Below are 14,048 nucleotides of genomic sequence, written 5' to 3' on the forward strand. Positions count from 1 at the left end.
CCTGTTTTTGTTGAAGATAATGCTTCTCATTTTCATGGTTGCCGCAAAGGGATGCAAGCTTTTGTCGCACAAGTTATTTGCCCGACGGTTGACAGCGAAGCGATGTGGGATTAGGTTAGCCGACGAAAATATAAATGATAATCATTATTGCTTCTTTTATCATTTTAAGGAGGATGATATGGATACGTCCCTGGCTGAGGAAGTTCAGCACACCGCAACCACGCTCGAATCAGACCGCTTTTTCTTTATGTCGCCTTACCGCAGCTTTACCACGTCCGGCTGCTTTGCCCGCTTCAGTGAACCCGCCGTTGGCGGCGACGATCAGGCAGGGCACTTCCAGCAAAAATTAGCCCAGGCTTTCCAGAACGCAAAGGCCAGCGGCATCGTCCATCCGGTGATGGTAGGGGCTATCCCGTTCGATACCCGCAAGCCATCCTCTCTGTTTATTCCACAGCGCTGGCAGACCTTTTCCCGTCCGGCGCGTCAGCAGTCTTCACGCTATTTTTCCGGCTCGCAGGCGCTGAAGGTGGAACAACGCACCGAGATCCCGCCGCAGCCCGTGTTCGAAGAGATGGTTGCCCGCGCCGCGTCGCTCACTGCCACGCCGCAGGTGAACAAGGTGGTGCTGTCGCGCCTGATTGATATCACGACCGATAAGTACATTGATAGCGGCGCGCTGATGGAGCGCCTGATCGCCCAGAACCCGGCGAGCTTTAACTTCCACGTGCCGCTGGAAGACGGCGGCGTACTGCTCGGCGCCAGCCCGGAGCTGCTGCTGCGCAAAGAGGGTGGGCACTTTAGCTCGCTGCCGCTGGCAGGCTCCGCGCGTCGTCAGCCGGACGACGTGCTTGATCGTGAAGCAGGCAACAAGCTGCTGGCCTCCGAAAAGGACCGTCACGAGCACGACCTGGTGACCCAGGCGATGAAAGCCATTCTGGCACCGCGCAGCCACCATCTCAGCATGCCGGATTCGCCTCAGTTGATTACCACGCCGACGCTGTGGCATCTGGCGACGCCGGTTGAAGGCGAGGCGCGTGAAAATGAAAACGCCCTGACCCTGGCCTGTCTGCTGCACCCGACGCCGGCGCTGAGCGGTTTCCCGCATCAGGTGGCGAAAGACCTGATCGCCGAGCTGGAGCCGTTCGACCGCGAGCTGTTCGGCGGCATCGTCGGCTGGTGCGACAGCGAAGGCAACGGCGAGTGGGTGGTGACCATCCGCTGCGCGCGTCTTCGCGAAAATACCGTTCGCCTGTTTGCCGGTGCGGGCATTGTGCCTGCCTCCTCGCCGGTGGGCGAGTGGCGCGAAACCGGCGTGAAGCTCTCCACCATGCTCAACGTGTTTGGTTTGCACTAAGGAAGACTCATGACCATTCCCTTTACCCGCTGGCCTGAGGCATTTGCCCGCCGCTACCGTGAAAAAGGCTACTGGCAGGATCTGCCGTTGACCCACATCCTGACCGATCGGGCGGACAGCGATGCGGTGGCGATTATCGATGGCGATCGCCACATTACCTACCGCGCGCTGAATCAGGCCGTAAACAACCTGGCCTCAGCCCTTCAGGCGCGTGGACTGCAGCGTGGCGAGACGGCGCTGGTGCAGCTTGGCAACGTGGCCGAGTTCTACATGACCTTCTTCGCGCTGCTGCAAATCGGCGTCGCGCCGGTCAACGCGCTCTTTAGCCACCAGCGCAGCGAGCTGAACGCCTACGCGGCGCAGATCAACCCCGCCGTGCTGATCGCCGATCGCGACCATGCGCTGTTTGCGGGCGATGATTTTCTTCATGCCTTTGTGGATGAACATCGCTCGGTGCGCGTCGTGCTCCTGCGCGGCGATAAGGGTGAATATGCCCTGGACGCGGCGATTGCGCGCCCGGCGGACAATTTTATCCCTAACCCGACGCCCGCCGACGAAGTGGCGTTCTTCCAGCTCTCCGGCGGCAGCACCGGTACGCCGAAGCTGATCCCGCGCACGCACAACGATTACGACTACAGCATTCGCCGCAGCAACGAGATCTGCGGCATTACTGCGCACACCCGATATCTGAACGCGCTCCCTGCGGCGCATAACTACGCCATGAGTTCGCCGGGATCGCTGGGCGTCTTCACGGCGGGCGGCTGCGTGGTGCTGGCGAACGATCCGAGCGCGACGCTCTGCTTCCCGCTGATTGAACGGCATCAGATTAACGTCACCTCGCTGGTCCCTCCGGCGGTGAGCCTCTGGCTGCAGGCGATTGCCGACGGTGCGGGGAACGCGCAGCTTAACTCCCTGAAGCTGCTGCAGGTGGGCGGCGCACGCCTCTCCGCCACGCTTGCGGCGCGCATTCCGGCGGAAATCGGCTGCCAGCTTCAGCAGGTGTTCGGCATGGCGGAAGGGCTGGTGAACTACACCGCGCTCGACGACGCGCCGGAGCGCATCATCAACACCCAGGGCCGCCCGATGTGCCCGGACGACGAAGTGTGGGTGGCGGACGAGCACGGCAACCCGCTGCCGCGCGGGGAAGTCGGGCGTCTGATGACGCGCGGTCCGTATACCTTCCGCGGCTATTTCAACAGCCCGGAACACAACGCCAGCGCCTTCGACGCCGACGGCTTTTACTGCTCCGGGGATCTGATCGCCATTGACGAGCAGGGCTACATCACCGTGCAGGGACGCGAGAAGGATCAGATCAACCGCGGCGGCGAGAAGATTGCTGCCGAAGAGATCGAGAACCTGCTGCTGCGCCATGAGGCGGTGATCCACGCCGCGCTGGTGAGCATGGAGGACAGCCTGCTGGGCGAAAAAAGCTGCGCGTATCTGGTGGTGAAACAGCCCCTGCGCGCGGTCGAGGTGCGTCGCTTCCTGCGCGAGCAGGGCGTCGCCGAATTCAAGCTGCCGGACCGAGTGGAGAGCGTGGATGCGCTCCCGCTGACGCCTGTCGGCAAAGTCGATAAGAAACAGTTGCGCCTGTGGCTTGCTGAACGCGCCCGGGGCTGAGGAAAAGAGTATGGCCATTCCAAAATTAACCGCTTACGCGCTGCCGACCGCCGCAGAGCTGCCGACCAGCAAGGTGAACTGGGCGTTTGAGCCCGAGCGTGCGGCGCTGCTGATCCACGATATGCAGGAGTATTTCCTGAACTTCTGGGGCGAAAACAGCGCGATGATGCAGCAGGTGGTGGCGAACATCGCCAGACTGCGCGCCTGGTGCAAAGAACACAATATCCCGGTGTACTACACCGCGCAGCCAAAAGAGCAGAGCGACGACGATCGCGCCCTGCTGAACGACATGTGGGGCCCGGGCCTGACCCGTTCGCCGGAGCAGCAGCGCATCGTCGCCGAGCTGGCGCCGGACGAAGCGGACACGGTGCTGGTGAAGTGGCGCTACAGCGCGTTCCACCGCTCGCCGCTGGAGCAGATGCTGAAAGAGACGGGCCGCAACCAGCTGCTGATTACCGGCGTGTACGCCCACATCGGCTGCATGACCACCGCCACCGACGCCTTTATGCGCGACATTAAGCCATTCTTCATTGCCGACGCGCTGGCGGATTTCACCCGCGACGAGCACCTGATGTCGCTGAACTATGTAGCCGGACGCTCGGGCCGCGTGGTGATGACCGACGAGCTGCTGCCGTCCGTTCCGGCCTCGAAGGCCGCACTGCGCGAGCTGATTCTGCCGCTGCTGGATGAGTCCGACGAGCCGATGGATGACGAAAACCTGATCGACTACGGTCTGGATTCAGTGCGCATGATGGCGCTGGCCGCCCGCTGGCGCAAAGTACACGGCGATATCGACTTCGTGATGCTGGCAAAAAATCCAACAATCGACGCCTGGTGGGCGCTGCTTTCCCGCGAGGTGAAGTGATGGGACTGGATTTCACCGGCAAAACCGTCTGGGTGACGGGCGCGGGGAAGGGGATTGGCTACGCGACGGCTCTGGCGTTCGCCGAAGCCGGCGCGCAGGTGACTGGGTTCGATCTGGCGTTTCCGCAGGATGATTACCCGTTCGCCACCGAAACGCTGGACGTGGCGAACGCCGCGCAGGTGCATGAGGTGTGCGGGCGCGTGCTGACAACGCTTGAGCGTCTGGACGTGCTGGTCAACGCGGCGGGCATTCTGCGCATGGGGGCAACGGACCAGCTCTCGCAGGAGGACTGGCAGCAGACCTTCGCGGTCAACGTCGGCGGCGCGTTCAATCTGTTCCAGCTGACCATGGGCCAGTTCCGCCGTCAGCAGGGCGGGGCGATTGTTACCGTGGCGTCCGATGCGGCGCACACGCCGCGCATCGGCATGAGCGCCTATGGCGCATCGAAAGCGGCGCTGAAAAGCCTGGCCATGACCGTCGGGCTGGAGCTGGCAGGCAGCGGCGTGCGCTGTAATCTGGTGTCGCCGGGCTCAACGGATACCGATATGCAGCGCACCCTGTGGAAAAGCGACGATGCGGAGCAGCAGCGCATCCGCGGCTTCGGCGAGCAGTTTAAGCTCGGCATTCCGCTGGGCAAAATCGCCAGTCCGCAGGAGATTGCCAGCACGGTGCTGTTCCTGGCATCCGATGCCGCCAGCCATATCACCCTGCAGGATATCGTGGTGGACGGCGGCTCCACGCTGGGGGCGTAAGATGATCTGGAAACGTCATATACCGCTCGAGGAGCTGAACGCGACCAGCCTGAACACCCTGGTGGCGCATCTCGGCATTGTCTATACCCGTATCGGCGACGACACGCTGGAAGCGGAGATGCCGGTGGATGCGCGCACCCACCAGCCGTTTGGCCTGCTGCACGGCGGGGCCTCGGCGGCGCTGGCGGAAACGCTGGGTTCAATGGCCGGTTTTCTGATGACCCGCGACGGGCAGAGCGTGGTGGGGACGGAGCTGAACGCCACGCATCATCGCGCGGTCTCCCACGGTAAGGTGCGCGGGGTGTGCCAGCCGCTGCATCTTGGGCGTTCGAGCCAAAGCTGGGAGATCGTGGTCTTCGACGAGCAGGGGCGGCGGTGCTGTACCTGCCGGTTGAGTACGATGGTGCTGGGCTAGCCCAGGCAGATCAAAGTGATCGGCTTAACACTGTGGTGTAAATCTCTGGTTTGACCACGCATTATTGCGTTTCAAAGTTGTTAAATTTTTCCGGTTGTTCTAGAAACAAAATGTAACATCTCACTGTTTCACAACAACGGACAACAACTATGAACAACTCAGGGAAATACCTTACATGGGCAGGGCTCTCCGTTGTGGGAGCCTTTGCCCTGGGCTATATCGCCCTCAACCGGGGGGAGCAGATCAACGCGCTCTGGATCGTTGTCGCCTCCGTCTGCATTTATCTGATCGCGTACCGTTTTTATGGCCGCTATATCGCAAAGAACGTGTTAGGCGTTGATGCGACGCGCATGACGCCAGCCGTCCGCCACAACGACGGGCTGGACTACGTGCCGACCGACAAGAAAGTGCTGTTCGGTCACCATTTTGCGGCGATTGCCGGGGCAGGCCCGCTGGTGGGTCCGGTGCTGGCGGCGCAAATGGGTTACCTGCCGGGGATGATCTGGATCCTCGCCGGGGTGGTATTGGCGGGGGCGGTACAGGACTTTATGGTGCTGTTTGTCTCCACCCGCCGCGACGGACGTTCGCTGGGTGAGCTGGTGAAAGAGGAGATGGGGGCCACCGCCGGGGTGATTGCGCTGGTGGCGACCTTTATGATCATGGTAATCATCCTCGCGGTGCTGGCGATGATCGTGGTGAAAGCGCTGACCCACAGCCCGTGGGGAACCTATACCGTTGCCTTCACCATTCCGCTGGCGCTGTTCATGGGGATCTACATTCGCTATCTGCGCCCGGGGCGCATTGGTGAAGTGTCGGTGATTGGTCTGGTATTCCTGGTGTTCGCCATTATCTCCGGCGGCTGGGTGGCGGAAAGCCCGACCTGGGCGCCGTTCTTCGACTTTACCGGCGTACAGCTGACCTGGATGCTGGTGGGCTACGGCTTTGTGGCGGCGGTGCTGCCGGTGTGGCTGCTGCTGGCCCCGCGTGACTACCTCTCTACCTTCCTGAAAATCGGCACCATCGTCGGGCTGGCGATCGGCATTCTGATTATGCGCCCGACCCTGACCATGCCGGCATTAACCAAATTTATCGACGGCACCGGCCCGGTCTGGACCGGTAACCTGTTCCCGTTCCTGTTTATTACCATTGCCTGCGGCGCGGTGTCCGGCTTCCACGCGCTGATCGCCTCCGGGACGACGCCGAAGATGCTGGCGAATGAAAATCAGGCCTGCCTGATTGGCTACGGCGGTATGCTGATGGAGTCCTTCGTCGCCATCATGGCGCTGGTCTCGGCCTGCATTATCGATCCGGGCGTGTACTTCGCGATGAACAGCCCGATGGCGGTGCTGGCGCCTGCCGGAACCGTTGACGTGGTGGCATCCGCCGCGCAGGTGGTGAGCGGCTGGGGCTTTGCGATTACCCCTGATACGTTGACGAGCATCGCCAGTGAAGTGGGCGAGCAGTCGATTATCTCCCGTGCGGGCGGGGCGCCGACGCTGGCGGTCGGCATGGCCTACATCCTGCACGGCGCGCTGGGCGGGCTGATGGACGTGTCGTTCTGGTATCACTTCGCCATCCTGTTCGAGGCGCTGTTTATCCTGACTGCGGTGGATGCGGGAACCCGTGCGGCGCGCTTTATGCTGCAGGACCTGCTGGGGGTGATCTCCCCGAACCTGAAGCGTACCGATTCGCTCCCGGCTAACCTGCTGGCGACGGCGCTGTGCGTGCTGGCATGGGGCTACTTCCTGCATCAGGGCGTGGTCGATCCGCTGGGCGGGATTAACACCCTGTGGCCGCTGTTTGGTATCGCCAACCAGATGCTGGCAGGCATGGCGCTGATGCTCTGCGCGGTGGTGCTGTTCAAGATGAAGCGCCAGCGTTACGCCTGGGTGGCATTAGTGCCAACCGCGTGGCTGCTGATTTGTACCCTGACGGCGGGCTGGCAGAAAGCCTTCAGCCCGGACAACAAAGTGGGCTTCCTGGCGATCGCCAACAAGTTCCAGGCGATGATCGACAGCGGTAAGATCCCGGCGCAGTACACCGAGTCGCAGCTGTCGCAGCTGGTGTTTAACAACCGTCTGGACGCCGGGCTGACCATCTTCTTTATGGTGGTGGTCGTGGTGCTGGCGTTGTATTCTCTCAAGACCGCGCTGGCGGCGTTGAAAAACGATAAGCCAACGGCGAAAGAGACGCCGTACGAGCCAATGCCTGAAAACCTGGAAGAGATTGTGTCCCAGGCGAAAGGGGCGCACTAACCTTTGTGCCGGGTGGCGGCTTCGCCTTACCCGGCCTACATTCCCTGTGAGATCAGAATCATGTTCGACACCCTTTCCAAAGCCGGTAAGTACCTGGGCCAGGCCGCTAAAATGATGATTGGCGTGCCGGACTACGACAACTACGTCGAGCATATGCGCGTCAACCATCCGGACCAGACGCCAATGACCTACGAAGAATTTTTCCGTGACCGCCAGGACGCCCGCTACGGCGGCAAGGGCGGGGCGAAGTGCTGTTAACCCTCTTTCGGGAGATAGAGGCTGATCTGCTCCTGCTTACAGCCGTAGATCGCCGCCAGCTTTTCGCGGGTGCGTTTTTGCGGACGGGAGTCCAGCGCTTCCAGCTGTGACACGGCGGACTGGCTGATACCGAGTTTCTCCGCCACCTCCTGCTGGGATAACCCACGCAGGATACGCCATGCGGCCTGCAGGCTGACGTTCTCGCTATGCATGATGTCGCACACTTCACCCGGTAAACCTACGTTATCGTAGATATCTGATTCGTAAGGGATGTCTTCCCAGTCGTTTTCATCATCGTCATCATACTCAAGCATGGCTAAACGCATGCGAAAATATTCACCGTAGGGAATGACAACATACTGTTTTTTTCCTTCTTCATCCTTGATGAACTGAATAGTCATATTCCGTATGCTCCTCATGAAGGTAGGTGGTGGTTGTCCGGCGTTTTACCGCCACTACGTAACAGGTATCACCTGGCGGGTCTCCGAAGGTGTAAATGACCCTGTAATCACCTAATCGCAACCTGTAGTGGTTTTCGGGAGAAGATAATTTCTTGATATCCGCGACAGTTGATGTTTTATCATCCATCTTCTCCAGCCTGAATTTAATGCGGTTCTGATATCGCGTATCGATTTTAGAAAATTGCTTCTCTGCTGTTTTTGACCAGACAATCTTCATCCGTACCTCCACTGTACGCCCACAAAAAATATAAGGAAATAATAAGACTATTAGATAAATTCCGAATTTCTAATGGGGTACTGTAGAGCGGAGTAAAAACGCGGGTAAGAGGCAAAACGCAAACCGTCGAGGCGGCTCGAGAAGGCCTCTGCCGGACGACAGAGGCTTGCAGGAAATGTGCGATCAGGCGTTCAAACCACCGTCCACGTCCAGACCGGTACCGGAGATCTGCCCGGCAGCCGGGCTGGCGAGGAAGGTGACCGCCGCCGCGATGTCTTCCGGCTGGCCGTAGTGACCGACAGCAATCATCTGGCGCTGGGCTTCCGCCTGTTCGCCGTCTTCCGGGTTCATATCGCTGTTGGTGGGGCCGGGGTGCACCAGGTTTACGGTAATGCCGCGCGGTCCTAAATCACGGGCCAGACCGCGGGTGAGGGAGTTAAGAGCGGACTTCGTCATCGAGTAAACGGCAATGCCCGGCATCGCCACGCGGTTTGCCAGACAGCTGCCGATGTTGATGATGCGCCCGCCGTCGGACATGTGCACCAGCGCTTCCTGAATGGCGATAACCACGCCGCGGATGTTGACGTTGATAAGGGCGTCAATATCTGCCAGCGTCATGGACTCCAGCGGGCCGCCGCGCGCGATCCCGGCATTGTTGACCAGAATGTCCAGCCCGCCAAGGGAACGTGCCGCATGGGTGACGGCATCCTGAATCGCCTGCGCGCTGGCGCTGTCCGCCTGCACGGCTTCGCTGTGTCGTCCCAGCGCCTTAATCTCATCGGCGACCGCCTGGGCTTTATCGGCAGATTTTTCATACGTAATAATCACATCCGCACCGGCGCGCGCCAGCGAGAGTGCAATAGCCCGACCCAACCCGCGGCTGGCACCGGTAACCAGCGCCTTTTTACCTGTTAAATCGATCTGCATGATGACCTCGTTGCAAGAGTAGAAAGAATCATCATTAGGTATAGCCTGTCGGCGCGATTAACGGCTGAAGGATTCCACTTTCTCAAACGCGGCGCGCAGAACGTCAGGCGTTAACGCAACCGGTAGATAGTGAATCGACTCCACCGGGCGCAGGGTGTGGGCAATGACCTTATCCAGCGCTTCCCGGTTATTGATGTCGACGTCCAGCTCGCGAAGCGTGGTCGGCAGGTTAAAGCGCTGGTACGCCGTCACCAGTTGCGCCAGCACGTCGTCCTGGCCGAGCAGGGCGCTCTGCACCAGAATGCCGTAGGCCACCTTGGTACCGTGCAGGTATTTTTCCGTCTGCGGCAGCACGGTTAAACCGTTGTGCACCGCATGCGCCGCCGCCACGCGGGTATAGCGTTCGCCCAACCCGCCGACCATCCCGCCGCCGGCGATAATCGCATCCACCACGTCCCGAAACGCCTGCGTCTGTTCGCCGCGCTGCTGGTCGGCCAGTGCTTCCTCACTGTGCTCCAGCAGCACGTCGCGGATCGCCAGCGCGCCGTTGATGCCCAGCCGCACGGTCAGCGGCAGGTTCTGCGGCTCAGGTGCCAACACAACCGCTTCGTACCACTTCGCCAGCGTATCGCCGATGCCCGCCAGCAGGTATTCCGCCGGGGCGTTAAGGACGATCTGCGGCTCTACCAGCACCAGGAAGTTGGCGTCGTCGAAGATCTCAAAATGCAGCGCCTGACCTGCATCGTTGTACCAGACGGAGAGCGGGGTCCACGCCGCGCAGGTGGCGGCAACGGTGGGGATGCCCACGAACGGCACGCCCAGACGACGCGCCACGGCCTTGACGGTATCCAGTACCGCACCGCCGCCGACGCCAATCACCACGCTGGCGTCACTGCCGGATTCGTTCACCAGATGGGTGACGTCGCGCTCGCTGCAGTGGCCTTTAAACAGCAGGTGTTTCGCCCCCGGCGCGTGAAAGCTCTCAGGCAGGAAAGGGCGCGCGCCGTCGATAGCGCGCTCGCCGTAGATCCACACCGCGCGGGAAAGCTGTTCCGGGGTAAAGAAGTCATTCAGATGCGCAAGGCTTCCGGGGTGGGAGAAGTAGTTCGCCGGGCCAGGCACGACGCGGATATCGGTGTTGCTCATGGTGTTGTCCTTTTTTAGCAAGCGCTAACCCGATGTTATGTCTGGACATCCGGATGGCTAATAATATTTCGCTTTAACTTATGCCTTTTCCGTCGTTGTCAGTCAACCGGAGCTGTGAAAAATTCGATAAATCAGAAGAGTAATGAAGGATTTACGCGGATGGTTTCCAGTCGCCTTGAAATGCGCGGTATCAGCCTGGCCTTTTCCGGGTTTCAGGCGCTGTCGCGCGTGAACTTCACCTTAACCGGCGGATCGGTACATGCGCTGACCGGTGCCAACGGCGCGGGAAAATCGACGCTGATGGCGGTGCTGTGCGGGACGCACGACCACTATGAAGGCGAAATCTCCATTAATAACCAGCCGGTAAGCATCCGCGAGCCGCTGGACGCCAAACGGCTGGGGATCCACCTCGTGCAGCAGGAGGTGGACGTGGCGCTGATCCCGGGATTAAGCATCGCCGAGAACATCATGCTCGACCAGCTGGCGCAGCCGGGGCATCGCTTCCGCTGGCGTGCAATCCGCCAGCAGGCGAGACAGGCGCTGGCGCAGCTGGACGTTTCTATGGACGTACGCCGTTCCATCGACAGCTGCACGCTTGCCGAAAAGCAGCAGATTTTGCTGGCGCGCGCCCTGTCTCATCACTGTCGTTTTTTGATTCTTGATGAGCCCACCGCGCCGCTGGACGCGCACGAGAGCGAGCGCCTGTTTGCCGTGGTGAGACGGTTAAAGCAGCAGGGCATCGGGGTGGTGTTTATCTCCCACCGCATTCACGAGCTGAAGGCCATCTGCGACACCCTGACGGTGCTGCGCGACGGCAAGCTGATCGAGTCCGGCCCGATGGCCGATCTTAGCGGCGAAGCGATCGTCGAGAAGATGCTCGGCCACGTGCTGAGCGATATCTACCCGCCCGCTCGGCCGCCGCACGGCGACGAAACGCTGCTGCGGGTGGAAGGTCTGCATGACGACGCGCTGCTGAAAGATATCTCCCTGCACCTGCGCAAAGGCGAAATTCTCGGGATTGCCGGGCTGGCGGGGGCGGGGAAAACCGAACTCTGCAAGGCGCTGTTTGGCGCCAGCAAAAGCCGCGTGGCGCGCGGTGAGTTGAATCAACAGCCCTGGCAGCCTCGCGACCCGGCCGACTCGGTGCTGCGCGGCCTGGCGCTGGTGCCGGAAGAGCGGCGTAAAGAGGGCATTTTTATCGACGAGCCGGTGAGCATGAACCTTGCCGTGTGCGCCGATAACAGCTTCTCGCGCTGGAGCCTGTTTGGCCATCGTCAGGCGTGGCGCTGGGCGGAGGAGGTGATCGCTCGCGTCGGCGTGCGCGCCCGCGGCCCCGGGCAGGTTTTGCGACGTCTGTCCGGCGGCAACCAGCAGAAGGTCGCCATCGGCAAGTGGCTGCGCAATGACGCGAGCGTGCTGATCTTCGACGAGCCAACCAAAGGCGTGGACGTGAAGGCCAAAACCGATCTGTTCCAGCTGATTGACGGCCTGGCGCGCGAGGGCAAAGGGGTGATTTACGCCTCGGGCGAGTTTGCCGAGCTGGTCGGGCTGTGCGACCGCATCTGCGTGCTGTGGGACGGGCGCATCGTGGCGGAAATCGCCGGAGCCGAGGCCCGTGAAGAGACACTACTTTATTATTCAACCGGAGGAACGGCGTCGTGAGCAAGGCCCTTTCAGTAAACGCGACGGCGTCTGGCCGTCAGCAGATTTTCGATTTTCTCTACAAGTGGGGCATGCTGTTAACCGTCGTCGCGCTGGTGGCCGTCTTTGGCCTGGCGTCGGACAGCTTCCTCGATCCGAACAACATCATCAATATTCTGCGCTCAATCGCCATCGTGACGGTGATTGCCGTTGGCGTGTCGATATCATTGACCATTGGCGGGTTCGATCTCTCCGTGGGATCGACCGCCTCACTGGCGAATGCGCTGGTGATTTCCCTGTTCGTCTGGCACGGCTTTGGTACCACCGAGTCGATTCTGATCACCCTCGCGCTCTGCACGCTGGTGGGGCTGTTTAACGCCTTTCTTATCGTCATCCTGCGCATTCCGGACATGCTCGCGACGCTGGCCAGCCTGTTTGTGATCCAGGGCGTGGCGATGACCTACAGCTACGGCGGGTCGATTACCGAGAACATGGTGCTGCCGAGCGGTGACATGGCGGAAGGCACCATTCCGGCGGCGTTCAGCCTGCTGGGGCAGGTGCCGACGATTGTGATCATCATGCTGGTAGTGACGGTTCTGGCGCAGCTGGGGCTGTCGCTCACCACTCACGGTCGTCGGATGTACGCCATCGGCGGTAATCCGGAAGCGGCGCGCCTCTCGGGGATTCGCACCACCCGCTACAAGGTGGCGGCCTACGTGATTGCCTCCCTGCTGGCGGGCCTGGGCGGGATTTTGCTGGCCTCGCGCATTGGCTCGTCGCAGGTAAACGCGGGCGGCGGTTACCTGATGGATGCGGTGGCGGCGGCGTGGATTGGCTTCTCGCTGGCCGGGTCCGGCAAGCCGAATGCGCTGGGGACGCTGGTCGGGGCGGTTATTCTCGGCGTGCTGTCGAACGGGCTGGTGATGCTCTCCGTGCCGTATTACGCCATGGACATTATAAAAGGGCTGGTGCTCGCGGTAGCGCTGGCGATTACGTACATACAAAAACGCTGACAACACAACGGGATAAAAAATGAAAAAGATTGCACTCTCTTTGGTGGCATTAGGGTTATTCACCGCTCTGCCTGGCTTCGCGGCTACGCCCGCGCCGCTTCCGGCGGCCATTGCCAACCATGACGGCCCGATCCGCATCGCGGTGATCCGTAACCTTGGCTCAGACGACAATACCACGCAGTTTATTGCCGGGGCCATTCAGGAAGGGAAGAAGCTTGGCTTTAAGGTCAGCACCTTTTTAAGCAACGGGGACGATGCCAAATTCCAGGACTTTGTGAACCAGGCCATCAGCCAGAAATATGACGGGATTATCCTGTCTCAGGGGCGCGATCCGTACTCCACCGCGCTGGTGAAGAAGGCGGTGGACGCCGGAATTAAGGTCGCCGTCTTTGATACCGCCGTCAACGGCGAGATCCCGGGCGTGACCGTTACCCAGCAGGATGATGCCTCCCTGACTAACCTCTCCTTCGGCCAGCTGGCGAAAGATTTCAACGGCAAAGCCAATATCGTCAAGCTGTGGGTCGCGGGCTTCCCGCCGATGGAGCGTCGTCAGGCGGCGTATAAAGAGTTGCAAAAGCAGTACCCGGACATCAAAGAGCTGGAGTCCATCGGCGCGGTCTCCTCTGACGTGCAGGGCGACACCGCTAACAAAGTGGGCGCGATCCTGGCGAAATACCCGAAAGGTAAAATCGACGCCATCTGGGGCACCTGGGACGCCTTCAGCCAGGGCGCGTACAAAGCGCTGAAAGAGAACGGCCGCACCGAGATCAAGCTCTACAGCATCGACATCTCCAACCAGGATCTGCAGCTGATGCGCGAGCCTGGCAGCCCATGGAAGGTGAGCGTGGCGGTGGATCCGAAGCTGATTGGCGCGACCAACGTGCGTCTGGTGGCGAACAAGATTGCCGGGGAAGCCACGCCTGCGACCTACGATTTCAAAGCCGCGGCCATTCCGCAGGCGCTGCTGGCCGCCCAGCCGGGCGCGGTGAACGTGGCGTCGCTGGGGAAAATCATTCCGGGCTGGGGCCAGACGGAAGATTTTATCGCGCCGTGGTTTGCGACGCTGGAAGCGAAAAACAAATAAAACCAAGCCGGGTGGCATCAGGTGCGGCCTGATGCCCTCA

General features: G+C 60.8%; 14 protein-coding genes. 10 read left to right on the forward strand and 4 right to left on the reverse strand.

What is annotated here, in order from left to right; genetic code table 11:
* The first annotated feature begins 178 nt into the window (after nt 1-178).
* The 7 genes from entC to AC0TN7_RS16980 all read left to right on the forward strand — a co-directional run bounded on the left by entC (nt 179) and on the right by AC0TN7_RS16980 (nt 7,519).
* Nucleotides 179-1,354: an isochorismate synthase EntC gene (entC, locus tag AC0TN7_RS16950; protein WP_417927076.1), complete on the forward strand. Its 1,176-nt coding sequence runs from the start codon at nt 179-181 to the stop codon at nt 1,352-1,354.
* Nucleotides 1,355-1,363: 9 nt separating this feature from the next.
* Complete coding sequence (gene entE / locus AC0TN7_RS16955) at nt 1,364-2,974, forward strand: (2,3-dihydroxybenzoyl)adenylate synthase EntE (protein WP_473702299.1); 1,611 nt, start codon at nt 1,364-1,366, stop codon at nt 2,972-2,974.
* Between the two features lie 10 nt (nt 2,975-2,984).
* Nucleotides 2,985-3,839 (forward strand): isochorismatase, encoded by an 855-nt coding sequence (locus tag AC0TN7_RS16960; RefSeq protein ID WP_417927078.1) that lies wholly within the window; start codon nt 2,985-2,987, stop codon nt 3,837-3,839.
* Nucleotides 3,840-3,844: 5 nt separating this feature from the next.
* Nucleotides 3,845-4,591, forward strand: coding sequence for a 2,3-dihydro-2,3-dihydroxybenzoate dehydrogenase EntA (gene entA, locus AC0TN7_RS16965; protein ID WP_473702523.1), 747 nt, complete (start codon nt 3,845-3,847; stop codon nt 4,589-4,591).
* A 1-nt stretch (nt 4,592) separates the two neighbouring features.
* A complete protein-coding gene (gene entH / locus AC0TN7_RS16970; RefSeq protein ID WP_048993150.1) occupies nt 4,593-5,006 on the forward strand; it encodes a proofreading thioesterase EntH in 414 nt (137 codons plus the stop codon).
* 149 nt (nt 5,007-5,155) lie between these two features.
* The gene (gene cstA / locus AC0TN7_RS16975) at nt 5,156-7,261 is read left to right on the forward strand and encodes a pyruvate/proton symporter CstA (RefSeq protein ID WP_473702300.1); all 2,106 of its coding nucleotides are present in this window, start codon (nt 5,156-5,158) and stop codon (nt 7,259-7,261) included.
* Nucleotides 7,262-7,321: 60 nt separating this feature from the next.
* Nucleotides 7,322-7,519, forward strand: coding sequence for a YbdD/YjiX family protein (locus AC0TN7_RS16980; RefSeq protein WP_006809671.1), 198 nt, complete (start codon nt 7,322-7,324; stop codon nt 7,517-7,519).
* On the opposite strand, the gene AC0TN7_RS16985 is transcribed toward AC0TN7_RS16980, so the two are convergent.
* The 4 genes from AC0TN7_RS16985 to AC0TN7_RS17000 all read right to left on the reverse strand — a co-directional run bounded on the left by AC0TN7_RS16985 (nt 7,516) and on the right by AC0TN7_RS17000 (nt 10,270).
* Nucleotides 7,516-7,920, reverse strand: coding sequence for a helix-turn-helix domain-containing protein (locus AC0TN7_RS16985; RefSeq protein WP_023305666.1), 405 nt, complete (start codon nt 7,918-7,920; stop codon nt 7,516-7,518). The two genes, AC0TN7_RS16980 and AC0TN7_RS16985, sit on opposite strands and share 4 nt — an antisense overlap.
* On the reverse strand, nt 7,895-8,197 hold the full coding sequence (locus tag AC0TN7_RS16990; protein ID WP_104949151.1) for a type II toxin-antitoxin system RelE family toxin: 303 nt from the start codon (nt 8,195-8,197) through the stop codon (nt 7,895-7,897). The genes AC0TN7_RS16985 and AC0TN7_RS16990 overlap by 26 nt, the downstream gene beginning before the upstream one ends.
* A gap of 183 nt (nt 8,198-8,380) precedes the next feature.
* Nucleotides 8,381-9,124, reverse strand: coding sequence for an SDR family NAD(P)-dependent oxidoreductase (locus tag AC0TN7_RS16995; RefSeq protein ID WP_024906989.1), 744 nt, complete (start codon nt 9,122-9,124; stop codon nt 8,381-8,383).
* Between the two features lie 57 nt (nt 9,125-9,181).
* Nucleotides 9,182-10,270: an oxidoreductase gene (locus AC0TN7_RS17000; RefSeq protein WP_024906990.1), complete on the reverse strand. Its 1,089-nt coding sequence runs from the start codon at nt 10,268-10,270 to the stop codon at nt 9,182-9,184.
* A gap of 159 nt (nt 10,271-10,429) precedes the next feature.
* On the opposite strand from AC0TN7_RS17000, the gene AC0TN7_RS17005 reads away from it, so the two are divergent.
* Genes AC0TN7_RS17005 through AC0TN7_RS17015 form a run of 3 tightly spaced genes read left to right on the forward strand, consistent with a single transcriptional unit; the run spans nt 10,430 to nt 14,008 of the window.
* Complete coding sequence (locus tag AC0TN7_RS17005) at nt 10,430-11,932, forward strand: sugar ABC transporter ATP-binding protein (RefSeq protein ID WP_248163574.1); 1,503 nt, start codon at nt 10,430-10,432, stop codon at nt 11,930-11,932.
* A complete protein-coding gene (locus tag AC0TN7_RS17010; RefSeq protein WP_024906992.1) occupies nt 11,929-12,924 on the forward strand; it encodes an ABC transporter permease in 996 nt (331 codons plus the stop codon). The genes AC0TN7_RS17005 and AC0TN7_RS17010 overlap by 4 nt, the downstream gene beginning before the upstream one ends.
* Nucleotides 12,925-12,943: 19 nt before the next feature.
* Entirely contained in the window at nt 12,944-14,008 is a 1,065-nt protein-coding gene (locus tag AC0TN7_RS17015; protein ID WP_473702301.1) for a sugar ABC transporter substrate-binding protein, read from the forward strand.
* Nucleotides 14,009-14,048 lie beyond the last annotated feature (40 nt).

It is taken from the genome of Enterobacter sp. PL_is511, from assembly GCF_055816065.1.

Bases quoted from the DNA above. Each gene is read 5' to 3' on its own strand.
- AC0TN7_RS16985 (WP_023305666.1), bottom strand. From the start codon at position 7,920: ATGACTATTCAGTTCATCAAGGATGAAGAAGGAAAAAAACAGTATGTT.
- AC0TN7_RS17005 (WP_248163574.1), top strand. From the start codon at position 10,430: ATGGTTTCCAGTCGCCTTGAAATGCGCGGTATCAGCCTGGCCTTTTCC.
- entC (WP_417927076.1), top strand. From the start codon at position 179: ATGGATACGTCCCTGGCTGAGGAAGTTCAGCACACCGCAACCACGCTC.
- AC0TN7_RS16990 (WP_104949151.1), bottom strand. From the start codon at position 8,197: ATGAAGATTGTCTGGTCAAAAACAGCAGAGAAGCAATTTTCTAAAATC.
- AC0TN7_RS16980 (WP_006809671.1), top strand. From the start codon at position 7,322: ATGTTCGACACCCTTTCCAAAGCCGGTAAGTACCTGGGCCAGGCCGCT.
- cstA (WP_473702300.1), top strand. From the start codon at position 5,156: ATGAACAACTCAGGGAAATACCTTACATGGGCAGGGCTCTCCGTTGTG.
- AC0TN7_RS17015 (WP_473702301.1), top strand. From the start codon at position 12,944: ATGAAAAAGATTGCACTCTCTTTGGTGGCATTAGGGTTATTCACCGCT.
- AC0TN7_RS17000 (WP_024906990.1), bottom strand. From the start codon at position 10,270: ATGAGCAACACCGATATCCGCGTCGTGCCTGGCCCGGCGAACTACTTC.
- AC0TN7_RS16995 (WP_024906989.1), bottom strand. From the start codon at position 9,124: ATGCAGATCGATTTAACAGGTAAAAAGGCGCTGGTTACCGGTGCCAGC.
- entH (WP_048993150.1), top strand. From the start codon at position 4,593: ATGATCTGGAAACGTCATATACCGCTCGAGGAGCTGAACGCGACCAGC.
- AC0TN7_RS16960 (WP_417927078.1), top strand. From the start codon at position 2,985: ATGGCCATTCCAAAATTAACCGCTTACGCGCTGCCGACCGCCGCAGAG.
- entE (WP_473702299.1), top strand. From the start codon at position 1,364: ATGACCATTCCCTTTACCCGCTGGCCTGAGGCATTTGCCCGCCGCTAC.